This window comes from Oceaniserpentilla sp. 4NH20-0058, assembly GCF_040371755.1.
Taxonomy (GTDB): Bacteria; Pseudomonadota; Gammaproteobacteria; order Pseudomonadales; family Oceanobacteraceae; genus Bermanella.
Genome location: NZ_BAABWE010000006.1, coordinates 24,011 through 47,195, shown reverse-complemented (window position 1 = coordinate 47,195; position 23,185 = coordinate 24,011). Strand labels below are relative to the sequence as shown.

At 41.9% G+C, this 23,185-nt stretch carries 24 protein-coding genes; 6 read left to right on the top strand and 18 right to left on the bottom strand.

The features are described from left to right. The first annotated feature begins 20 nt into the window (after nt 1–20). Nucleotides 21–1,811 carry a protein-disulfide reductase DsbD gene (gene dsbD, locus ABWV45_RS09285; protein ID WP_353350933.1) on the top strand — a complete coding sequence of 597 codons (1,791 nt, stop codon included), beginning with the start codon at nt 21–23 and terminating at the stop codon, nt 1,809–1,811. Between the two features lie 71 nt (nt 1,812–1,882). Here the strand turns inward: dsbD and ABWV45_RS09280 are convergent, their stop codons facing one another. The 13 genes from ABWV45_RS09280 to ABWV45_RS09220 all read right to left on the bottom strand — a co-directional run bounded on the left by ABWV45_RS09280 (nt 1,883) and on the right by ABWV45_RS09220 (nt 13,757). Continuing rightward, nucleotides 1,883–2,827 carry a histone H1-like repetitive region-containing protein gene (locus ABWV45_RS09280; RefSeq protein WP_353350931.1) on the bottom strand — a complete coding sequence of 315 codons (945 nt, stop codon included), beginning with the start codon at nt 2,825–2,827 and terminating at the stop codon, nt 1,883–1,885. Between the two features lie 236 nt (nt 2,828–3,063). Beyond that, the gene (gene lipA, locus ABWV45_RS09275) at nt 3,064–4,026 is read right to left on the bottom strand and encodes a lipoyl synthase (protein WP_353350929.1); all 963 of its coding nucleotides are present in this window, start codon (nt 4,024–4,026) and stop codon (nt 3,064–3,066) included. After that, the gene (gene lipB / locus ABWV45_RS09270) at nt 4,023–4,667 is read right to left on the bottom strand and encodes a lipoyl(octanoyl) transferase LipB (protein WP_353350927.1); all 645 of its coding nucleotides are present in this window, start codon (nt 4,665–4,667) and stop codon (nt 4,023–4,025) included. Before lipB ends, lipA begins: the two co-directional genes overlap by 4 nt. Then, the gene (locus tag ABWV45_RS09265; protein ID WP_353350925.1) at nt 4,667–4,999 is read right to left on the bottom strand and encodes a YbeD family protein; all 333 of its coding nucleotides are present in this window, start codon (nt 4,997–4,999) and stop codon (nt 4,667–4,669) included. The genes lipB and ABWV45_RS09265 overlap by 1 nt, the downstream gene beginning before the upstream one ends. A 4-nt stretch (nt 5,000–5,003) precedes the next feature. Then, complete coding sequence (locus ABWV45_RS09260; protein ID WP_353350923.1) at nt 5,004–6,146, bottom strand: D-alanyl-D-alanine carboxypeptidase family protein; 1,143 nt, start codon at nt 6,144–6,146, stop codon at nt 5,004–5,006. Between the two features lie 60 nt (nt 6,147–6,206). After that, nucleotides 6,207–6,965 carry a septal ring lytic transglycosylase RlpA family protein gene (locus ABWV45_RS09255; RefSeq protein WP_353350921.1) on the bottom strand — a complete coding sequence of 253 codons (759 nt, stop codon included), beginning with the start codon at nt 6,963–6,965 and terminating at the stop codon, nt 6,207–6,209. Next, the gene (gene mltB, locus ABWV45_RS09250; RefSeq protein ID WP_353350919.1) at nt 6,962–7,930 is read right to left on the bottom strand and encodes a lytic murein transglycosylase B; all 969 of its coding nucleotides are present in this window, start codon (nt 7,928–7,930) and stop codon (nt 6,962–6,964) included. The genes ABWV45_RS09255 and mltB overlap by 4 nt, the downstream gene beginning before the upstream one ends. A 5-nt stretch (nt 7,931–7,935) precedes the next feature. After that, on the bottom strand, nt 7,936–9,066 hold the full coding sequence (rodA, locus tag ABWV45_RS09245) for a rod shape-determining protein RodA (RefSeq protein ID WP_353350917.1): 1,131 nt from the start codon (nt 9,064–9,066) through the stop codon (nt 7,936–7,938). Between the two features lie 50 nt (nt 9,067–9,116). Further along, a complete protein-coding gene (gene mrdA, locus ABWV45_RS09240; RefSeq protein ID WP_353350915.1) occupies nt 9,117–10,976 on the bottom strand; it encodes a penicillin-binding protein 2 in 1,860 nt (619 codons plus the stop codon). 69 nt (nt 10,977–11,045) lie between these two features. Beyond that, nucleotides 11,046–11,513, bottom strand: a complete 468-nt coding sequence (gene rlmH / locus ABWV45_RS09235; protein ID WP_353350913.1) for a 23S rRNA (pseudouridine(1915)-N(3))-methyltransferase RlmH — start codon at nt 11,511–11,513, stop codon at nt 11,046–11,048. 3 nt (nt 11,514–11,516) lie between these two features. After that, complete coding sequence (rsfS, locus tag ABWV45_RS09230) at nt 11,517–11,852, bottom strand: ribosome silencing factor (protein WP_353350911.1); 336 nt, start codon at nt 11,850–11,852, stop codon at nt 11,517–11,519. 5 nt (nt 11,853–11,857) lie between these two features. Next, nucleotides 11,858–12,520, bottom strand: coding sequence for a nicotinate-nucleotide adenylyltransferase (nadD, locus tag ABWV45_RS09225; RefSeq protein WP_353351253.1), 663 nt, complete (start codon nt 12,518–12,520; stop codon nt 11,858–11,860). Further along, entirely contained in the window at nt 12,501–13,757 is a 1,257-nt protein-coding gene (locus ABWV45_RS09220; protein ID WP_353350910.1) for a glutamate-5-semialdehyde dehydrogenase, read from the bottom strand. Before ABWV45_RS09220 ends, nadD begins: the two co-directional genes overlap by 20 nt. Before the next feature lie 186 nt (nt 13,758–13,943). On the opposite strand from ABWV45_RS09220, the gene ABWV45_RS09215 reads away from it, so the two are divergent. The 3 genes from ABWV45_RS09215 to ABWV45_RS09205 are packed head-to-tail and all read left to right on the top strand — an operon-like array spanning nt 13,944 to nt 16,411. After that, on the top strand, nt 13,944–14,840 hold the full coding sequence (locus tag ABWV45_RS09215) for a GGDEF domain-containing protein (protein ID WP_353350908.1): 897 nt from the start codon (nt 13,944–13,946) through the stop codon (nt 14,838–14,840). Beyond that, a complete protein-coding gene (locus ABWV45_RS09210; RefSeq protein ID WP_353350906.1) occupies nt 14,833–15,807 on the top strand; it encodes a GGDEF domain-containing protein in 975 nt (324 codons plus the stop codon). The genes ABWV45_RS09215 and ABWV45_RS09210 overlap by 8 nt, the downstream gene beginning before the upstream one ends. A gap of 4 nt (nt 15,808–15,811) precedes the next feature. Then, on the top strand, nt 15,812–16,411 hold the full coding sequence (locus ABWV45_RS09205) for a DedA family protein (RefSeq protein ID WP_353350904.1): 600 nt from the start codon (nt 15,812–15,814) through the stop codon (nt 16,409–16,411). 215 nt (nt 16,412–16,626) lie between these two features. On the opposite strand, the gene ABWV45_RS09200 is transcribed toward ABWV45_RS09205, so the two are convergent. From ABWV45_RS09200 to mpl, 4 genes are all read right to left on the bottom strand, one after another. Further along, entirely contained in the window at nt 16,627–16,854 is a 228-nt protein-coding gene (locus tag ABWV45_RS09200; RefSeq protein ID WP_353350903.1) for a hypothetical protein, read from the bottom strand. 104 nt (nt 16,855–16,958) lie between these two features. After that, entirely contained in the window at nt 16,959–17,294 is a 336-nt protein-coding gene (locus ABWV45_RS09195; protein WP_353350901.1) for a PA3694 family proteiin, read from the bottom strand. Nucleotides 17,295–17,338: 44 nt separating this feature from the next. Further along, nucleotides 17,339–17,971 (bottom strand): flavin prenyltransferase UbiX, encoded by a 633-nt coding sequence (locus ABWV45_RS09190; protein WP_353350900.1) that lies wholly within the window; start codon nt 17,969–17,971, stop codon nt 17,339–17,341. Beyond that, nucleotides 17,961–19,328, bottom strand: a complete 1,368-nt coding sequence (gene mpl / locus ABWV45_RS09185) for a UDP-N-acetylmuramate:L-alanyl-gamma-D-glutamyl-meso-diaminopimelate ligase (protein WP_353350898.1) — start codon at nt 19,326–19,328, stop codon at nt 17,961–17,963. Before mpl ends, ABWV45_RS09190 begins: the two co-directional genes overlap by 11 nt. 258 nt (nt 19,329–19,586) lie before the next feature. On the opposite strand from mpl, the gene ABWV45_RS09180 reads away from it, so the two are divergent. Then, complete coding sequence (locus tag ABWV45_RS09180; protein WP_353350896.1) at nt 19,587–20,870, top strand: hypothetical protein; 1,284 nt, start codon at nt 19,587–19,589, stop codon at nt 20,868–20,870. A gap of 13 nt (nt 20,871–20,883) precedes the next feature. Beyond that, nucleotides 20,884–21,306, top strand: coding sequence for a type 2 periplasmic-binding domain-containing protein (locus ABWV45_RS09175; protein WP_353350894.1), 423 nt, complete (start codon nt 20,884–20,886; stop codon nt 21,304–21,306). Between the two features lie 58 nt (nt 21,307–21,364). On the opposite strand, the gene ABWV45_RS09170 is transcribed toward ABWV45_RS09175, so the two are convergent. Then, entirely contained in the window at nt 21,365–23,068 is a 1,704-nt protein-coding gene (locus tag ABWV45_RS09170) for a bifunctional protein-serine/threonine kinase/phosphatase (RefSeq protein WP_353350892.1), read from the bottom strand. Nucleotides 23,069–23,185: the final 117 nt, after the last annotated feature.

Below are 23,185 nucleotides of genomic sequence, written 5' to 3'. Positions count from 1 at the left end.
AAAAATATTGGATTATGGCCATGTTGCAACGCATTTTATTAACTGTATTTGTCTTTTTACTTCACCTCCCGCTCTCTCAAGCAAATATGTTTGGCGGTTCAAGTGAAACCGCCGGCCCTTTACCTGCAAATAAGGCTATGCAATTCAGTACAACTCAAAACAGCCATATGTTACGCGTTGAATTTATACTGGCTGATAATATTTATTTATATCGTGATAAATTCAAATTAACCCTTACTGATAAATCACCCTACTCTCAATTCCAATTTATTGAAAAAGCACAAACCATTAGCGATCCAAATTTTGGAGACGTCTCTGTGTTTTTTTACAGTGCCACTGTGGATATTGATTTATCCCAGCTTCCAAAGAACACACAACAGCTAACCATGCGTTATCAAGGCTGCGACCAAGAGATTGGCCTTTGCTATCCGCCGCAAGCCACTACTTTAAATATTGAGCCGTTTTCAGCACAAACCTCTATTAACCAACCAACCGATAAAGACTTATCTCAGGCCAGTGGTATTTTAGGCTTTTTACAAAATGCAGGTATTTCACTTATTTTATTGACCTTTCTGGTTCTAGGTATGGGGCTTACATTTACCCCATGCGTACTGCCTATGATGCCCATTATTTCTAGCATTATTGCTGGGCAAAACTCGCTATCGGCCAAGCGCGGGCTTGTATTATCCAGCGTTTATGTACTGGGCATGGCTCTGACATTTGCATTAGCAGGGGTTTTGGTTGGCTCACTTGGTGCGCGCTTTAATATTCAAATCTACATGCAACAACCTTGGGTATTAAGTATTTTTGCTGCTTTATTTGGCGTACTGGCTTTGGCGATGTTTGGCTTATTTGAACTGCGCTTGCCACGCTTTATTCAAGAACCGCTAGACAACTTAAACCAAAAACAAAAAGGTGGCAGTTTAATCGGTGTATTTTTAATGGGCGGGTTAAGCGCAATTGTAGTGAGTCCTTGTGTGAGCGCACCTTTAGCTGGCGCGTTACTTTACATAAGCACGACAAGTGACGCTCTACTAGGAGGTCTAGCGTTATTTGCACTAGGTTTAGGTATGGGTTTACCGTTAATAGCCATAGGTACAGGTGGCGCCCACTTAATGCCAAAAGCCGGTGCATGGATGGACTCAGTGAAATACTTTTTTGGTGTGCTACTGCTTGCCGTCGCCTTATGGCTACTTGGCCGCTTTATCCCTGAGACACTCTACACATCAGGCTGGATATTACTCATTGCAGTTTATGCAGTTGTTCTTGGGGCGTTTGAGCCAGCACCAAGCAATAAACAACGTATAATTAAAGCCTTTGCATTACTAGGCTTTAGCTTGTCCGTAGCTTTGATTTTCAAACTAACTCTTGGTTTACCCATAGCTCCAAGTTCCATCAGTGGCACTGAAAACACTCAAACCAATAAAGTTGTGCAAAAAACTACGGATACATTCTTTCAATCCATTAGTGATCAGGTTCAACTAGAACAAACTCTGCTTAACGCCAAAGAACAAGAGAAAATTGTGTTTTTGGATATATATGCTGACTGGTGCATTGAATGTAAAATCATGAGCAATACATTATTTAAAGACCCTGAGGTACAAGCAAGCCTAGAAAATTTTGTACGTATTAAGTTTGATATTACAACGTTCGATGACTTCCATAAAAGCTATCTTGAAAGCCATAATTTATTCGGTCCACCTGCACTGCTATTTTATGGTCTAGATGGCAAGTTAATTACAGAGGCCAATATTCTTGGCGAGATTAATAAAACTGATTTCATTAATCACCTGCAGCAGTTTGATCCCTAAACGTAAACTTCATGCAATAAAAAACCCAGCTAAGGCTGGGTTTTTTATTGACTAAAAATGCACAATAAAGACTATTTATCTGCGCTCTTTTTAGCGGTTGTCTTCTTTGCAGTAGACTTTTTAGCCGTAGTCTTCTTTGCAGTAGACTTTTTAGCTGTAGTCGTCTTCTTCGCCGTAGACTTTTTAGCTGTGGTCTTCTTCGCCGTAGACTTTTTAGCTGTGGTCTTCTTTGCGGTAGACTTTTTAGCTGTGGTCTTCTTTGCAGTAGACTTTTTAGCTGTGGTCTTCTTCGCGGTAGACTTTTTAGCTGTTGTCTTCTTCGCAGTGGACTTCTTAGCTGTGGTTTTTTCTTCAGCTACCTCGTCGTCTGCTTTTTTAGCGGCTTTTTTAGCCGTTGTCTTCTTCGCCGCAGCTTTTTTAACTGGAGCTTTTTTAGCTGACGCCTTTTTAGGCTCTGCTTCTTTTTTAACTGGCTTATCAGCAGCAGGTTTTACACCGCTTTTAATAAATTCCGCCAGTTCCGTCATACGTTTCTTTTGAGTCGCATCTAGCTTGCCGATGCGATCAAGGTTTTGAAGACGCTTAAGTTCTTTCTTACCTTCAGCAATTTGTTTCTTAAGTTCTTTTTTATCTTGAAGTTCCAACTTAAGTTTTTCTTGCTCTTCTTTGTATCGAGCTTCACGCTCTTCTTGTTGCTTAATGAGTTCTTGCTGCAGCTTACGGCGCTCGTCTTCACGAGCTGCACGCTCTTTTGTACGCTCAGCTTCAAGTGCTTCTAGCTCTGCTTTGCGCGCTGCGCGCTCTTCTTCAAGGCGCTTTTGTTCCTCAGGGTCCTTTTGAGACTCAACGCTTTGAGTTTCAACCACTTCCTCGGTATCATTGCCACCACCCAACAACGCTTCCAGTGCCGCGATTTGATCGACAATGTTTTCTTGTTGGTTTTCTTGTTGCTTCAGAATTTTCTTATAGGAAGGGCGCTTCTGTGATACTTTTGAACGCTTGCCAGGTTTAGCCATGAATCAGTTGCTCACTCCTGAAATAGTTTTGAGGGCGTCTACTTTAATAGTGCGCGTATTATACGCATCTTCACCAAATAGGCCAAAACTAATACAGTTAAAAGTTAAAATACTCGCCAAATAAGGGCATTTTATCGGCCAAATATGACATTTAGTCTCATACTGCCTGATAAATTCCATTATCTTTGACGATACAAAGTTATTTAAAGGCTGTTTTTTAAACAGCCTTTGATAAATTACAGCAGGGGTTCTCCTTTCATTTGCTGATCGGCATGATAAGAAGATCTTACCATTGGGCCACTTGCCACTCGCTTAAAGCCCATTTTTTTGGCCAGCTCACCTAGCTCATGAAACTCATCAGGATGAACAAAACGTTCAACCGCAAGATGATGTTTACTTGGTTGTAAATACTGTCCCAGAGTTATCATGTCGATATCATGATCACGCATATCCTGCATCACCTGAATCACTTCTTCTTTGGTTTCACCAATTCCCAGCATTAACCCTGATTTTGTCAAAACATTTGGACATGCTTCTTTATAGCGCTTTAATAAATCCAGCGACCATTGGTAATCTGAACCCGGGCGCACCTTTTTATACAAAGAAGGTACGGTTTCTAGGTTGTGGTTGAACACATCAGGTGGGGTTAACTTCAATATATCCACCGCTATATCCATGCGCCCACGAAAATCTGGTACTAATACTTCAATTTCAAGGTTTGGGCTTAATTCTCTTGAATGACTAATACAGTCGGCAAAATGTTGTGCCCCACCATCACGTAAATCATCTCGATCCACAGAGGTAATAACCACATAACGCAAACCCATGTCGGCAATCGCTGCGGCTAATTCTTTCGGTTCGTTTTCATCAAGTGGGTTAGGTCGACCATGGCCTACATCGCAAAACGGGCAACGACGAGTGCAAATATCACCCATAATCATGAACGTTGCCGTGCCACCGCCAAAACATTCACCAATATTAGGGCAAGATGCTTCTTCACAAACAGTATGTAGCTTGTGCTTACGCAGTTTTTGCTTCACTTCATTGATTTTAGGGGTAGCTGGAATCCTTACACGAATCCAATCCGGTTTGCGTGGCATGGTTTCGGTGGGAATCACTTTTATCGGTATACGAGCAACTTTGTCTGCGCCGCGTTTTTTCTCACCTTGTACCACTTTTTTATTTTGATCATTGCTCATGGCAAGTGACTACCTAATGCTTGGATGCCATTATAAGGCAAACAGGTTGCTATTTGATCGACCAGCTTTTGGCTGACCATCTTTATATCTGTATCTTTACTGTGGTCCGCTAATTGTGTCATAGCCATTCCTGCATAACCACAGGGATTAATACGTAAAAATGGCTCAAGATTCATATCCACATTCAATGCTAGGCCGTGAAAACTGTACCCTTTTCGGATACGCAGCCCCAATGAGGCGATCTTACTTTCATTAATATAGACCCCTGGTGCATCCGGCTTAGGGTAGGCTTCTATTTGATATTCTGCCAACGTGTTAACGATACTGCTTTCTATCGCATCCACTAATGCTCTGGGGCCAATACCTAAACGCTTAATATCCGCCATGATGTAAGCGGTGATTTGCCCTGGACCATGGTAGGTGATTTGCCCGCCTCGATCCGTTTGTACCACAGGGATATCCCCGGGCAATAACAAATGTTCGGGCTTACCTGCCTGTCCTTGAGTAAAAACAGGTTCGTGCTCTAATATCCAAATTTCATCTTGTGTGGTTGCGTCACGGGTATCCGTAAAGGTTTTCATGGCCTGCCATATTGGCTCATAGGGCTGAAGCCCTTCTAACACACGAATACCTAGCTGCATTACATGACCATTTTGATGCGCTCGTGGCGAATCAAATCTTGGTGTAGAGCCTCTAATTGCGCCTGAGAGGTGGCGGTTATAAAAAAAGTAGCCGAGGTAAAACGCCCATTACGACTATGATTTACTGTCATACGTTCTACATCTAAATCAGTTACATGGATACGTAATATATCCACGACAAAGGTTTCATAGTCATCTGCCGCTTCACCCAATACTTTAATTGGGTAATTAGGACATGGGAATTCAATTTTAGGAGCTTGTGATTTCTGAGCCATAATTCGTCTGGTTTTACCTGCTTTACCCCAATATGGTTGTAAAACAGGTAATTGCAAGGGATTAACTAAATAAGGAGTAAAAGAACAATTTGATATAATCAAGCAGCCTAGAAAAGAATCCCGCTTCTTCAATAGCCTCTAGAGCAATCAATGGTTTATCTAGTAGTACTTTATCCCCTAGGGATACAGTCATGTGTCCATATTCCATACCTTGAAGAATAGGCGCTTTAATTACTTCGTCGATACTGTATTTAACATCCAGCTCGCCTTTTTGGCCCCGAGGAATGGTAATGAAGGCGCCATTTTTTACACCCAATGCTAACTCTTCTTTTTGACCCATCCATATTTGATGAGTTTGTAAGGTTTCTTGTGCTTCAAACAGGCGGTGACTTTCGAAGTAACGGAAGCCGTATGTAAGCAGCTTTTGTGACTCACGAGCACGACTGCGTTCAGAGCTGGCTCCCATTACAACTGAAATAAGACGCATATCCCCTTCCGTTGCGCTGGACACTAGGCAAAAACCAGCTTCTTCTGTATGCCCAGTTTTTAAACCGTCCACTCTAGGGTCCCAAAACAGCAATTTATTACGGTTCTGCTGATCGATATTGTTATATTTGTATGATTTTTCTTTATATAGCGGGTAGTACTCTTTGTGATCATTAATGATATGGGTAGCCAGCTTAGATAAATCTCGGGCCGTAGAAACATGGCCTTTGGCAGGTAAACCGGTGGCATTTTGAAAACGAGTATTGATCATACCCAGCTGCGCCGCATATTGGTTCATCACATCGACAAAGGCTTCTTCGGTTCCGCTGACATGTTCCGCTAATGCAATGGAAGAGTCATTACCGGATTGGATAATCACACCTTTTAATAAATCTTCAATGGAAACATAAGTGCCTTCACGAATGAACATACGAGAGCCTTCGGCTTTCCAAGCTTTTACGCTTATACGAGTGCGGTCATCTTGCTTGATATTGCCGTAATCGAGCTCTTCGGTGACGATGAAACTGGTCATCATCTTGGTCAAACTGGCCGGCGGAAGCACTTTATCGGCATTATGCTCAACCAACACTTCACCGCTATTTGCATCAATTAATATGTATGAAGAAGCCGCTAAAGAAGGGGCCTGAGGAATAATCCCAGGTGCTGCTAAAACAGCTGAGGTAAACAAATAAAGTAAACAAAGAGTGATTAAGCGCATATGACCATTAATTTAACTGTTAAAAAGTTGTGCCGCATTGTAGCACGCTGATAGGGATTGTTAAGGCAAGACAATGGTTGAGTGTATTTCTTGTGATTTTAATTTGTCTTGAACCACGTTTACCTTGCTAAGAGGCAATGGCCCAATGCGCACTTTGTGTAAAACTTTACCATTCAGCTCATCTTTAGTGACGGAAACCGGCTCACCTATCATTTGTACAAGTGTTTGCTGCATATTTTTTGCTGAGGGCTCTGCTTGAAACGCCGCCACCTGAATGAAGCGATAATCACTTGCTGCTAAAGGTGGTGCCAGTAATTCGACTTTAACTGGAGCGGTGCCTTTTTTATCAAACCCTAACCGCACGGCGGCTGCATAAGATAAGTCGATAAGCCGGTCTTCATGGAATGGCCCCCTATCATTAACACGCACAACTAGACTTTTTTGGTTATTTAGATTGGTAACTCGCACATAACTGGGTAATGGCAAGGATTTATGAGCCGCTGAAAACTGATACACATCGAACACTTCCCCGTTGCTAGTGTCGTGACCATGAAACTTCTCTCCATACCAAGAGGCCACTCCTTGTTGCATGTATTGTGTAAGGCCTTTTTGCACTTCATATGATTTACCCCAAACTTCATAGGTATCAGGATTACCGCGAGGGGACATGGGCTCACGAACAGGCAAAGGCTCTTGAAGATGAAGAATACGATCGTGGAATTGTGGAGTGCTATCGTGTGCTTGCTGATAACGGGAGGTAGTGCAGGCCTGTAGCAACAAAACTACAAAAATTAATGCACAGGCCTTTGTTAGTCTCATGGTTGCTTTAATATCTCACTAAATTCAGCCACTACTCGGGCATACATACTGCTGCGATTATAACGAGTTATCACGTAAAAGTTTTTGTACACCAACCAGTAGTCATTACCATTCTCTAGTTCATAACGAAACAGCGCTGCATTTTGGTCATCAATATTTTTAGGCGTATTCACACCACGGCTTTTCCATTGTGATACGGTGGCTTTAAGAGATAACGATTCATTGGCAAATTTGTCCGCTTCTGCATTATACAATGATACAGAACTAGCAATTGGCTCACTTGTTTTCCAACCATGACGTTTAAAATAGTAAGCCACACTGGCAATGGCATCACCCGTGTTGGTCCATAAATCTTTTTTGCCATCTCCATCATAATCAACGGCGTAGCTAATGTAGCTAGAAGGGATAAATTGGCCCAACCCCATCGCACCTGCGTATGAGCCTTTAATATCTAATGGCTCCAAGCCATTATCTCGTACCATTAAAAAATAATTTTTAAGCTCTCTATAAAACAAAGAACGTTTAGGGTAATCAAAGCCTAACGTTGCTAGTGCATCAATCACACGGTAACTACCCGTAATTCGACCGTAAAAGGTTTCAACTCCAATAATGGCCGCGATGATTTCACGAGGGACACCGTATTTTTTTTCTACATCGTCAAAGATGGCTTTATGTTCTTTTAAGAATGCCTTACCTGCCTTGATACGGCTCTGTTTAATAAAGATGTTGCGGTATTCATACCAAGGTTTTACTTTTTCAGCTGGTCGAGAGATGGCCTCTAAAATACTCTCTTTACGTTCTGCTTGTGCCAGTACACTACGAATGGTTTTTTCATCGTAGTTATGTTTCTCAACCATCTCCTTTACAAAGCCATCCAATTTAGGATGCTCGTCATAATTCGTGGCTGATGCTGAAAAACTACTTAATAACACAACCAAACTTGCGGTTATCACTTTTAACCTCATATAAACTAAATCCGTCGATGCATATATACAGACATAATAACGCCAAATGCACCCATCAAGGTAACAATTGACGTACCACCATAGCTAATTAATGGTAAAGGTACTCCCACTACCGGCAAAATACCACTTACCATTCCAATATTTACAAACACATAAATAAAGAATGTGACGATTAAGGCACCAGCAAACAAACGAGAAAACGTGTCTCGCCCTCTTGAGGCCATATAAATCCCACGCATGACAATGGCCATATAAAGTGCCAATAAAATCAATACGCCGATCAAACCATTTTCTTCTGCGTAAACAGCAATGATAAAATCAGTATGACGCTCAGGTAAAAACTCCAGCTGAGATTGTGTACCGTGTAGCCATCCTTTGCCTTCTACACCACCAGAACCTATGGCGGTTTTGCTTTGAATAATGTTCCAGCCTGAGCCAAGCGGGTCACTTTCTGGATCTAAAAATGTCAGTACTCTTTGCTTTTGGTAATCATGCATCACCCCGTACCACATGATGGGGGCTACTGCCATAATGATGACAAACGCCAGCATGATCCAACGACTACTTAAACCCGCAAATAACAAAACAAAAATCCCCGCAGACGATACCAGTAGCGCTGTTCCTAAATCGGGCTGTTTGAAGATTAATAGTGCAGGTAAGAAAATTAAAATAAGCACAATAGAAATGGTTTTTAGTCCTGGAGGTAAAAACCTTGAAGATAAATACCATGCAATCATCATGGGAGTGACCAGCTTCATTACCTCTGAAGGCTGAAAGCGAAACATGCCAAATACGCTAAGCCAGCGCTGGGCACCCTTCGCCCCCACGCCAATTAACAGCACTAATATTAATGCAATAACACCAATACCATACATCCAAGGAGCTGCCATTTGAAACCAGCGAGGATCTATTTGAGCCAATATGAAAATTATCAAAAAGCCCAAACCAAAATAGACCATTTGTCGATATACCATTCCCATATTCTGACCACTGGCACTATATAAAATAAATAAGCCACCAGCACACAGCAATAAAAGTAGCACGAGCATGGTAAGGTCGATGTTAAAACGCTGTAAAATACCTCGACCACGAGACATGCTTGAACTATCAAGCTGTCGAATAAAGTCTCCAGCCATGCTATGTCACTGCCTCTTGAGTAATTCTTATATCAAGTGAATATTCAAGGTTAAAAATCATACGCAATACCTTTCCTTGATGGCACCTCATTGATAAATTTATCTAACACTAACTTAGCAATTGGCCCAGCGGTACTACCTGCTGACTCCCCATTTTCAACCACCGAAGCCACTGCAATTTTAGGGGCATCCACTGGCGCAAATGCCACAAAAAGAGCGTGATCTCGTTGACGCTCAAGCAAGGCTTCTGAATCATATTCTTCATTTTGCTTGATCCCCACCACCTGAGCGGTACCGGTTTTCCCTGCAATTCGATATTTTAAGTTGCGCCTTAAGCCTTTTGCTGTACCTAGGTAATGTTGAATCACTCCCTCCATAGCTTGATTCATTTTATCCCAATTAGCAGGGTCTTTGATGATTAAATCCTCTGGTTTATTGTCATCTTCCAATGGCTTACCATCAATTAAATTCACCAGCTTAGCTCGATTCCAATTGCCTTTGGCCGCATATACATTCATGGCGGTAGCTAACTGCAAGGGGGTCGCTAACATATATCCTTGCCCTAAAGCTAAGTTAAGCGTGTCCCCCGCATACCAAGCCCTACCTCTGTACTTTTTCTTCCATTCTCGGTCTGGAAGTAACGCGGGTAAAGCATTGCCAATATCTAACCCCATGTTTTTCCCAAAACCAAATTTTGATAAAAATGGGTGCAAGTTATCAATACCGGTTCGGAATGACATTTCGTAAAAGTAAGTATCACAGCTTTGAATAATAGCCTGACGTAAATCTATGTGTTCACCATGACCCTTTCGCTTCCAATCTCGATAGACTCGCTCATCGTTTTCAAGCATATACCAACCTGGGTCCGCTATTTCTTCTTTCCAGTTAGTAATTCCAGTTTCTAGAAAGCCAAGACCAATAAAAGGTTTCATGGTGGAGCCCGGTGGGTACTGGCCACGTGTAGCCCGATCAAACAAGGGTACATCTAAAGAATCACGCAAGGCATTGTAAGCATTATAGCTAATGCCATTCACAAATAAGTTAGGGTCAAATGATGGACTAGACACCATGGCTAAGACCCCTCCTGTGTTTGGTTCCATTGCCACTAAAGAGCCTCGACGCCCCTTAAAGGCTTCCATGGCTGCCCGTTGCAAACGCGCATCTAAATTTAATATGAGGTTTTTCCCGGGGATCGGGCTTTGCTTTTCGAGTACTTTTAAGATGCGCCCTTGGGCATTGGTTTCAACTTTCTGATAACCCACCTGCCCGTGTAACTCATCTTCGTAATAACGCTCAATACCAATTTTACCAATGCGTCGCGTGGCTTTATAGCGGATGGGATCAAGGCGTTTTTTTTCACGTTCATTCATTTGTCCAACGTACCCAAGTACGTGGGCAAAATCTTCCCCCATTGGATAATGACGTACCAGCTCAGCTTCTACTTGCACACCTGGCAAGAAGTAGTTATTCACTGATATTTTGGCGATTTGCTCTTCGTTTAAACGATATTTAAGTGGAATGGCTTCATAAGGGCGACGATAGGAATTTACTTTTTTAAGAAACGTTTCTGCTTCTTCGTCGGTTAGTCCTACTAGTGAATGGACCAACCCAAGGGTTTTGTCCATGTCTTTTACCCGTTCAGGAACAATCGTCAAACTATGACTAGGTAGGTTTTCCGCCAGCAATACGCCATTACGATCAAAGATCAATCCGCGGATAGGTGGTACAGGTTGCAGTTGGACACGATTATTTTCAGACTTACTCGAATAAAGGTCATGTTGACTGACCTGTAAAAAGGCCATGCGTCCTGCCAAGACACAGACCAACACAAATACAAAAAACGCTGCAAGATAAGCACGTTTTGCAAATATTTGTTTTTCGATCTGTGCATCTTTTAAAGCAAAACTCATTTAATGATCACTTACACAAAGCTCAAGCCCGCTGCCAAACGGCAATTAAAATTTTTATAATTCAATAGCTTACTTATGGTATGGATGATTATTAAGAATAGTCCACGCACGATAAAGCTGCTCTGCCAATACTATGCGTACTAACGGGTGAGGTAAAGTCAGAGGCGATAATGACCACTTAAACTGAGCTTTGGCCGAACATTGTGGGCTTAAACCGTCAGGTCCACCAATAAGCAAGTCCACATCTTGGCCCATCATACGCCAATTACTCAACTGCTCAGATAACACTGGTGTGCTCCATGGCTTACCCAAAACCTCTAAAGCAACGCAAGTATTTTGCGGCTTCATGGCAGCCAACATGGCCTGACCTTCTTTTTCAATGGCTTTGGCTGGAGGTTGGTTCTTCCCCCTAGGCCCAAGTGGTAACTCAACTAATTCTAATCGGCAATCATTGGGTAAGCGCTTAGCGTATTCATTGAAGCCTTGCTCAACCCACGTGGGCATTTTACCGCCCACTGCAAGAATACGAATTTTCATGAGTTATTGAGCCACCCGAGGCTCGCTCCATAAGCGCTCAAGGTCATAATGCTCACGAGCTTGACTCGTCATCACGTGTACGATCACGTCACCCAAATCAATCAGCACCCAATCACTATTGCCGCGGCCTTCAGAGCCCAAAGGCATTACACCCGCTTCTTTTGACTTTTCAGCCACGTTATCTGCCACGGCTTGCACGTGACGACTTGATGTACCAGTGGCTAGAATCATGAAATCGGTAACAGAAGTGCGATCCGCCACATCAATAGTCACGATATCTTGGGCTTTCAGGCCCTCTAGTGCATCGATTACAAGTTTGCTTAAATTTTCTGCATCCATTGAATTTAGTGATTACCTCGGTAGAGCCCATGTTGCTCAATATAGTTCAATACGGCCTGTGGCACATGGTGGTCCACAGATTGTTCTGTCTCAAGTGCCTGTCGAATTGCGGTAGACGACTCTTGAAAGGGTTCTAAACCAAGCTGAATAAATCCACCATGGCTTTGCTGTTTAAAACTTAACGGGTCGAGGTATTCATTAGCCGCCCATTTATCAGTGACACCTTTAGGCAGATGCTCCCCCGCCCTGTGAATCAAGATAATATTGGCTAACTTGAACACTTGCTGCCAGTTATGCCAGTCACTTAAACCTAACGCGGCATCCGTACCTAATATCCATGAAATATGAGTATCTTGACCTAACTCTTCACGTAACTGCGCTAAAGTATCCACAGTATAGGTGGCACCTTGACGCTTAGTTTCTCGCTCATCCACTGTTAACAAAGGCTCATCAGCCACTGCCAGTTTAAGCATCGCTACTCGATGAATTGCTTGGCTAACGCCTTGCTTATGATAGGCATCACCACACGGCATCAGATGAACCGCACTGTAACCTAAAGTCTGTGCCAGTTGCTGGGCGCTTTTTAAGTGGCCATTATGAACAGGATCAAATGTGCCACCCATAACCACATATTGCCTTGGTAAGGGATCAGTGACGGATATGTCCATCACCAAGTACCACCCATTTTTGTGATGTTAAGCCATCTAAGCCCACAGGGCCTCTGGCATGAATTTTATCGGTACTGATGCCTATTTCAGCACCCAGACCATATTCAAAACCATCTGCAAATCGAGTTGATGCATTGACCATTACCGAACTGGAATCCACTTGTCTTAAAAACTGACGGGCTTTTGTATAGTTTTCAGTAATAATGCTATCCGTATGATGAGAACCATAACAATTTATATGAGCAATAGCATCGCTCATATCTTGCACCACTTTCACCGCCAAAATAGGCGCCAAATATTCGGTAGACCAATCTTCTTCAGTAGCTTCAAGCATATCAGAGACAATAGCTCGGCTTTGCTCACAACCGCGCAACTCCACGTCCAACTCACCATAAGCTGCCGCAAGTTGAGGTAACACCTTGGTCGCAACCGATTCATTCACCAATAAGGTTTCCATGGTATTACAGGTACCATAGCGGTGGGTTTTGGCATTAATCGATACATTAACCGCTTTGGTTAAATCCGCATCACTGTCTATGTAAACATGACAAATACCATCAAGGTGCTTAATTACCATGACTTTAGCGTCTGTGCTAATGCGCTCAATTAGGCTTTTACCACCACGGGGCACCACTACATCGACGAATTCTTCCATGGTGATGAGTTCACCAACGGCGGCACGGTCTGTGGTTTCAATTACTTGAACCACGTGCTCAGGCAGGCCAGCCTCGGCCAACCCTTGGCGAATGCACTTTGCCAGCGCTTGATTCGATTCTATGGATTCACTTCCACCACGCAAGATAGCCGCATTTCCAGACTTTAAGCACAAGCTTGCAGCTTCTATAGTTACGTTTGGACGAGACTCATAAATAATGCCAATCACCCCTAATGGTACGCGCATCTTACCTACTTGAATGCCCGTTGGGCGGTAATCAAGATCAGTAATACCTCCAACTGGATCTGCTAAGGCCGCCACCTGATTCAGCCCTTCTATCATGTTATCGATACGTGCCGGGGTCAGCTCTAAACGATCAAGAAACGCGGCGTCTAAGCCGTTTTCTTTACCACGAACCATATCTTTAGCATTAGCTTGAATCAATTCATCACGTGCGCTTTCAATGGCACTGGCAATGGCTAATAAGGCTTGATTTTTTTCACCACTTTCGGCTTTGGCGATGGCAACACTGGCGGCTCTGGCTTGTTGGCCCACCTGTGCCATGTACTGTTTTACATCCATTAACTTACCTAAGTCTCCCCACTTTTATTAACCAAATTAGGCCTTTATGGGGAATTATCAAAAAAGTGCTCGGATTATACCCTATCAAGCAAGTTACCCAAACTAAGTTTCCATCATGCTAGTATTAATCGAGTAACACTGAGTAAAATTCCCTGAAAAGGCGACACCCAGCAAGGATCGACCAATATGCCCATGTTAACGGTGAACCACATCCGCATCTTATTTTGCTCAATTGGTGCGATTATTTTATGCACCATGGCTCTGGTGAATTATTATGAAGGGCAAACCATTGTGGCCTTGTTCACCTGCTTATTAGCGTTAGTTCTAGTGATTAATGGGATTTCCATGGTATTTCGCAGTGCTAATGCGAATACCACACAAACAGATGCGTTATTTCTTGTACTTCTGGCTTCGTTTTCTCTGTTCAGTGCTGACATGCAGGGCAGTCATACTGATTGGACTTATTTCTTTCCTATTGCCGCTTACTTTTTGTTTTCTTTACGTACTGCCATTTTATGCGTTTTAGCCTTCACCCCTATCGCTATATATATCTTTATTCAATACGGGCCCACATTAATTCAAGCACAATCGATTTTTAGTTTTGCCGCGGTTAGCTGCGTTGCCTTATTTTTAGCCATGGTTAAATCCAGAACCAATCAATTACTTGAGCCACTCATTAGCAGCGATGAAACTACCGGAGCGCAATTGGAAAGCTTTTTAAGGCCCGCTCTAAAGAAAGAGATTAACCGAGCCGAACGAGAAGGCACGGGGTTACTTTTAGTGTATTTAAAATTTCAAAAACACAATAGAGGTTTGCCGTCAGATATCATCATGCAATGTGCCAATGCCATTGCTAGCCAGCTTAGGCTTTTTGATCAATATTATCGATTAAACAAGGATCAATTCGCGATTATCATGCCTCATGCCAATACCGATGATGCTCTTACAAAAGTTAAGTTTATGGTGTCTGAGATGCCGCCCTCACTACAAGGGAAAGTAGAAGTTGGCTTAGCCAGTTTAAATGTTGGCGACACTGAAGAAACTTTAATACTACAAGCACAACAGGAGCTGACTTATGTTTGATATCAGCATGGAAAAAGAGCCCGCTCAAAGCTTGTTGTATATTCTTCTCGCCTGCGCTATGGGAATTTTATGTATTAGTCACTACTACTTTGGCCACTTGAATATTCTGTTAATTCAACTCACCACCACCGTCATTTTATTACTGACCTCTGCTTTTTTACATTTGAATCAGGAGCGTTCACTAAACAAATATATCAACTTATTATCATTAACCGCTATTGCCTTATTGATGCAATATCAGTTGTTTTTCAACACTGAACTTACCATGCATTGGATCTATTTATTTCCTATGATCAGCTATTTTGCACTACCAATTAGCTGGGCATTTCTACTTAATGTTAGCGTCATGTTATGCACTATTTATCAACTTTTTTTATTATTAGAAATATTTGAAACACTTCGTTTTTCATGTATTTATATTTTGATTGGCATGTGTTCATTATGCTATGCCTATGTAAATAATTTAAAACAAAAAAATCTATTAAAGCTTGCCGTCACTGATTATCAATCTGGTGCTTACAATGAACGTTATTTAACTCATAAACTCAAACAAGAAATTGCTCGCAGTGAGGCCACCAACAGAAGACTTTCAATGCTGGCAGTAACAATTGACGATTTTCAACAAATTCAAGATATACACGGCAAAAATATGGGAGGAAAATTATTAAAAAACTTCCGATATAAACTGATTGTCTTGTTACGTGCAGGAGATGAAATCTTTCATAACGGACAAGGATCTTTTTATATTTTATTACCAAACTGCTCTTTAGAAGGAGGCATCATTATAAAAGATCGCTTAATAAAGCTACTAAGTGAGGACAACTGGGGAGATGTTGGCGACCTTCAATTAAACGCAGGTCTTGCCAGCTTAAATCATAACGAGACAGCCGAAAGTTTTTTAAATCGAGCCAGCGGCTTTGTTCACAAACAACAGCAAACGGCCTTGCGCCTAATGTCTTTTAATTAATTATATGTTTGAAGATTCATTATCTTTTTTAAACCAAAATCCAGAATATTTATTATTCAGCGTTTTTTTAGTAGCTATGTGCGAATCTTTAGCCGTAGTCGGTATTATTGTTCCCGGTGTCGGCTTAATTACCGCCATTAGCGTTTTAGCTGGTAATGTGAATACCCCTATTATTTGGTTTCTGTTATGTGCCATAAGCGGCGCGTTTATTGGGGATGTATTAAGTTTTGGTTTTGGCAGGTACTGCCAGCCCTACTTAACGGCTATATGGCCATTTTCGAAACATCCAAGCTGGATTACAGACGGCGAATATTTTTTTCATCGCCACGGTGGTAAAAGTATTTTTTTAGGACGTTTTATCGGCCCCATACGTCCTTTTATCCCCATGATTGCAGGTATGATGAAAATGAATACCCAGCATTTTTTATTATTGAACGGCCTCTCAGCCATCGCATGGGGATTAATATTTACATTGCCCAGTTATTATTTAGGTGAAAATTTAGATTTAAAATGGTTGTTTAGCTGGCAAGCCTTACTCATTTTGACCGTCATGAGTTTAATCGCCATAGCTGTTAGTTTACTGATAAAACAAAAAAAACTTTAAACGTTTCAAAAGCTTTTTCTTGAAACTGCTTGTGTAAAAAATATTGCAATCCATAAACCACCACAGTCGCTATCTTTATCTAGTGACGTAATTTCAGGCAATAACTAATGAGTCTAGTGTGTTAAAACACACTAGGCTTAAGGTAAATTAACTCATTGTAGAATGACTGTTAATGATGAATGCAGGGCAGTTTTTCCAAGCATTTCAATAAGTCATCAGTAACGGGCTTTAGTGGTTTGGGTAGTCGTATTAGTTGGCACAATTGAGCTGGATTGTAATTTGGCTAACTCAAGCTTTCTAGCCGTAATACATTCACGATATGCATGTCGGATTCTATTTTGAGTATCACCTGATTGGCCATCAAGGCTCACAAGCCATTGTTCGAACAACCAGATTTCTCGTTCAAGTTTTTGAATGTGCTCGTCATTATTATTGCTATTCATAAGCGATCTTTGGTTTCATCCTTCAACGCCCATACATTGTAGGCGTCATTTTTATATATATTCAACAAACGATAAGTCCATTCATCGGTCTACTTCGTTGACTATTATTGGCCAGGCGATGGTAGGTCTCGAGAACAAGGAATACCCCTGTTTTTCTCATCAACCAATACACCTGCTACGGTTTTTCCTGAATTATTCTTTTCTGGGCGGATTAATAAATAACCATCCACACAGAATGCTTCTTTATTAGACGATTTAGGCGATACCTCGGTGGTACTGTTTACATCCAACGACAGTAGCTTAAAACGATCGATTACATTCTTATCTGCTGGCGAAGAGTGATAAATATAGCCTTTATAGTCCAGTGCAACAACAGAGATAATCATAGCGATGATTCCGCTTACAATGGCTACTTTAATGTCTCTTTCTGACAACTTCATTACGTCTCCAATACTCATTTATAACTGCCTAATATTTCGATAAATCAGCAGTCTATTTTTTCACCCCATAAGGGTAACAATGTTTGTTCTATGCCTAAATGGTTTAGCATTCGCGCCACCATGAAATCCACCAAGTCTTCAATACTTAAAGGATTATGATAAAAGCCAGGGCTGGCTGGCATTATGGTAACCCCCATGTTGGCCAGCTTTAGCATATTCTCTAGGTGTATTGGGCTAAACGGTGTTTCTCGCAATACTAAAATTAATGAGCGTTTTTCTTTAATGGCCACATCCGCCGCGCGCTCAATCAGGTTATTACTAGCCCCTGTGGCGATTGCGCTTAATGTACCTGTAGAGCAGGGGCATACGATCATTGGGCCTTTACGACCAGAACCGCTGGCAACAGGTGCAAACCATTGCTCTCGACCAAATACCTGTATTTGCCCTTCATCTGCGCCAAAGGTTTGTGTTAAATACGTTTGTAGTTTTTCAGGTGATGCAGGTAACTTATGGGCTGATTCTGTGGCAAACACCACTTGGGCTGCTTGGCTAACCATCACATAAACCGTGCGTTGTTCAGCCACTAAACACTGTAATAGTCTTAGTGCATAGGGCGCACCCGATGCCCCTGTAATAGCAAGGGTTACAGGCTGATTTTGTGATCCTTCAAACCCCATACTTATCCTTTAATGCACTTACTAATTGCTGATGAATACCTGCAAAACCGCCATTACTCATCAAAACAATCGCATCACCTTGTTTGGCATTGTGAACTAGGTGGGCAATTATAGCGTCTACTTCATCGATTAATAGGGCATCTTGAGAATTTTGCTGACAGACATCAATAACAGGCTGCATATCCCAATCTAAACCCTTTGGCTGAAACCATATACTGCTGCTTGCATCTGCCACCGCCGAGGGTAGCGCTTGTTTATGCACCCCCATACGCATGGTATTTGAACGTGGCTCTACTACTGCCCATATATGATTGTATTTACCTGAATTCTTTGCCCCGGCTAACGTACTGGCAATGGCCGTTGGATGGTGAGCAAAGTCATCATAGACCTCTATACCATTGACACTGCACACTAGTTCCATACGGCGTTTAACACCTAAAAAGCGGTTAAGCGCAGAAATTGAATCTTTAGGTAGAATGCCCACATGATAAGCCGCGGCGATACAAGCAAGTGCATTTTTTACATTGTGTAAGCCTGTTTGTGACCAAGTCACCTCACCTACATGCTGGCCATTTTGCATGACGTTAAAATGCGACCCTGAAGGGTCAACTAACTGATAACTCCAATCCTTGCCAATTTGAACAGTGGGCGTCCAGCAACCCTGATCAAGGGTCTGTTGAATATATTGCTCCTCCACGGGATAAATAATCTGCCCTTCACTTGGAATCGTTCTCACTAAATGATGAAACTGAGTTTTGATGGCTTCTATGTCGTTAAAAATATCAGCATGATCGAATTCGAGATTATTCAGAATAACGGTTCGCCCATGGTAATGGACAAATTTTGAACGCTTATCAAAAAAGGCACTATCGTATTCATCCGCTTCCACTATAAAAAAGTCGCTTTTACCTAACCGCGCTGACACTCCAAAATTCTTAGGTACTCCACCAATTAAAAAACCCGGCTCAAAACCGCAATCTTCGAGAACCCATGTGAGCATACTAGTGGTTGTGGTTTTACCATGGGTACCTGCCACCGCCATTACCCACTTATTTTTAAGTACATATTCAGATAAATAAGCTGGGCCAGAGGTATAAGGAATTTGCTGATTCAATACATATTCTACCGCCACATTGCCACGACTCATTGCGTTACCAATAACGACTAAGTCCGGCTTAGGCTCAAGATGTTCCACCTCAAACCCTTGCATTATTTCAATGCCAGCATTTTCTAGCTGCGTACTCATAGGTGGATACACATTTTGGTCTGAGCCTGTCACCCGATGCCCTTGACTCACCGCCAATTGAGCTAAAGACCCCATAAATGTGCCACAAATACCAAGAATGTGAATATGCATAGATTTATTCATTGCCTTATTTTAGTGAGCCTATTTAAAACCAAAGGCCATAGAATTGGTAGATAACCTTATAGTTGAGCTTACTTTTTGGGTCTAAGTTACCAATCGAGTCCGTATTTTAATCCTTTTTTGATCTGTTTTCGGTGAATTGCCCAAGGTTTTAACCGCTTTCCAGCACATTTTTGAATATATGCTAAACCTAATATATGTCCCAAGCCCTAAATGGGCAGCGAATTAACACAATAATAGGATGCAATTATGGCGATCAAATCCGTTGCTTGTGCAGCACTTCCCTTGCTAGTGATAGCTTCCCTGCCCACGCAAGCGATCACGTTAGAACAGCTAAATACACAAGTTCAACAGATGAATAAACGCATCTCTGAACAAAATCAAAAATTCCGAATCAATGGATTTGCCAGCTTTGGTATTGTGCAATCCGACTCCGAAGACTCTTACCATAGAGGCATCACAGATCAACCCAATTTTCGCCGCTATACAAAAGCGGGAATTCAAATGACATTCAATATGTCATCAGATACCTCTGTCATAACCCAATTAGTATCTCGTGGTGAAAATGAGTTCGATACCACTGCGGAATGGCTCTATTTAAAACATGACTTTGGTGATGGCTTTACCGGTAAAATTGGCCGTTTAAGAAAGCCTAACTATTTATTGTCGGAGTTCTTTGACGTAGGTTACGCCTTGCCTTGGACCCAGCCACCAGTAGAGGTATATGGCGTACTTGAAGAATCTGCCAACTATGAGGCCGTGGATTTATCTTACGACTTTGAGTTTGGGGACTGGTACGGTTCTGGCCAATTCCAATATGGTCGCGCCATTACCGACACCGCCATATCAAATGATCTTATAGCTTTTAATGGCAGTATCTCCGATGGCGAACTCACCTTACGCGCGGGTTATTCCCAAGCGTTTTTAACATTAATTGAAGGTACTACTCTATATAACTCGCTATACGATGCGACGACCAACCCTGCGTATGGTGGAGCGCCTGTTCCCACTGGATTAAATGACGTGTTAGCTCTGACTGACCTTGATGGCGAAACCGTTAATGGCACTTTCAAAGGCACTTTTGCAGGCTTGGCAGCTATGTATGATAACGGCACGATCCTCGCCATTGCAGAATACAACACTTTGACACTAGATGGCTTTTTCGCCGACCAAGACGGTTACTATGTTATGGGGGGGTACCGCATTGGTAATTTAATGCCTTACGTCACATTTGCCCATCAAGAAACAACCGACGATGAAAAACGCGCAGTAAGTTCTTTCAATACCAGCCCAACCGGCCTTCCAGCAGTTGATACTAGTATCATCAATGGCTTTAATGCAGGCGCAGCTGCTGCTCTGAATGTCGACCAAGATCGAACCGCAATCGGTATACGTTGGGAGTACCAACCGGGTATCGCGATAAAAGTTCAATACGACATGGTGGACACTGGCGATACCATTGGTGAGTTCGATTCCTTCCCAACAGATGGAAAAGTAAATTTCTTAAGCTTCACTATTGATACTGTATTTTAAGGGGGGATAGACGATGAAACATTTATCAATTAAATTTCTAGCTACTCTAACCTTAATGAGCCTATACGCCGTCACTCAAGCTGGCCCAGTCGTGGTGGTTGGCAGTAGCAGTCCCATTTCAGCATCCGGCGAAAGTGATGTGGTGAAAGCTTTTTTAGGTAAAAAGAAAGATTTAGGCGGCGTGTCTGTCGTACCTATTGATCAAAATGAAGGCACGTCTGCACGTAATGATTTTTATACCAATGTGGTGAAGAAATCAGAAGCCCAGCTAAAATCCTATTGGTCTCGTTTGATTTTTACCGGTAAAGGTCAAGCCCCTCAAGTGGTGGGTGGTGATGCAGAGGTGAAAAACATGGTGGCTAGCAACCCAAATATCATTGGTTACATTGATGAAGGTGCGGTAGATGGTTCTGTAAAAATCATTTACAAACCGTAATTTTACTCCAATAAAAACTAGGCAGTGAATAAACTGCCTAGTTTTTTTATACCTGCCGTTATTTCAAAAAATAATACAACAACCCAAGTATCGCTAACCCTTGTGCAATCGCTAACCCTTGCCAAAACTGGACAGGGTTTCTTTTCGACAATGGAATGAACTCTTTATTTTTATACTTACTATTGGGCTTTTGTAAATCAAAAACAAATTCAGACAACGCATCTTGTCGTAATTCAGGCTGAGGGGATAACGCCACTCGCAGTGCTTGATCCATCCACATGGGTATCATCGGATTATACTGGGTGGCAGGCTGATAATTTAAACTGGAAATTTTTCGTTGATCCACTAAGTTTTCTAATTGCTCGCCAAATGGCAGCCTACCGGTCAGCATTTCATACACAACCACCGCTAAACTAAACATATCTGAACGCTTTGTTTTTCGCATCCTAAAACGTGTTTCAGGGGCGCTATAAACTGCCGTACCCAATGCTTCTTCACGCTCAAATGGCGTATCAATCTCTTCTATACCGGCAGCATAACAGGAGCCAAAATCAATTAATTTTGGCACCCCATCACGATCTAACAAAATATTATCCGGTTTAATATCTTGATGTAGAATGTCTTTCCTATGTAACGCTCTAATTCCTCGACTGATCAGTTCCGCAAGACGTATCACTTCACTTATGTCTGGTTTAGGGTTCTCTCTTATCCATTGCTCTAAGGTCATTCCATTAACATATTCAAGTAACGTATACAGTGCTGTTTTATGTACGGGCTCTACCATTTTAACCACATAAGGACTATCTACCCGTTTACCAATCCATTGCTCCATGACAAAACGTTCGATGTAGGCAGGATCATCCTCAAAATTAACGGACGGTGTCTTAAGTACAAAACGCTTACCTGCATCATCTTTTACCAAGTACACCTGACTTCGTGAACTGGCATGTAAACTTTTAATAACCGTCAATCCATCCAATGACTGGCCTATTTCTAGGGGTGGAGGAAACGGCATATCACTTAGCTTTTTATAAACCTCTTGATTGTTAGCATCTGGCAATTGATCAACACGCACAATCTGGCAACTTAAATTATCATTACTACCTGCGGCCAATGCTTGCTCTGTTAATTTTTTACAACTCGCATCATAATCTTTGCTTGAAGCAAGCTCCTGTTGAATATTTTTATGAGGCACAAAATCATGAACACCATCAGAACTTAAGAAAAAAACATCCTCTTGCTCTAGTTCAAATTGTTGAAAATCCATTTCAAGATGGTTATCCATTCCCATGGAGCGGGAAAGATAAACTGTATCGCTATTTATACTGATTGAATGATCGGTAGTTAGACATTCAAATTTACCTTTTCTTAAACGATAAATCCGAGTATCACCAATATGGAAGATCGAAGCCGTTTGGGATTTTAAAATCAATGCACTTAATGTACTAACATGGCCTTTAATCTGGCTTTGCCCTACTAACCAGCGGTTCAGGGCCAATACAATTTTCTGCCCAGCTGTTTTTACTGACCAAGCATCAGGTGTTGCATAATAGTCACTGATGAAGTTTCGCACACACATTTCGCTGGCTTCTTTACCCGCCTCTGCCGCACTAACACCGTCTGCAATCACAGCCACCGCACCTTTAAAAGTTAATGCTGGTTGATCAGGTATACGTAAACCAATGCAATCTTCATTAATGTCTTTTGCCCCCGCGCAACTATGTTGGCCTACGGATAGTACAAGCTGTGCTTCTAAATGCATGAAGACCTCAAAAACAATCAATTCAAATAACACTTTATAAAAAAATAAAGAGCTTTAATACCCTACTTGCAACGGTGTGGTATCAAAGCTCTTCACTAAAAAAACAATCAATGCCAA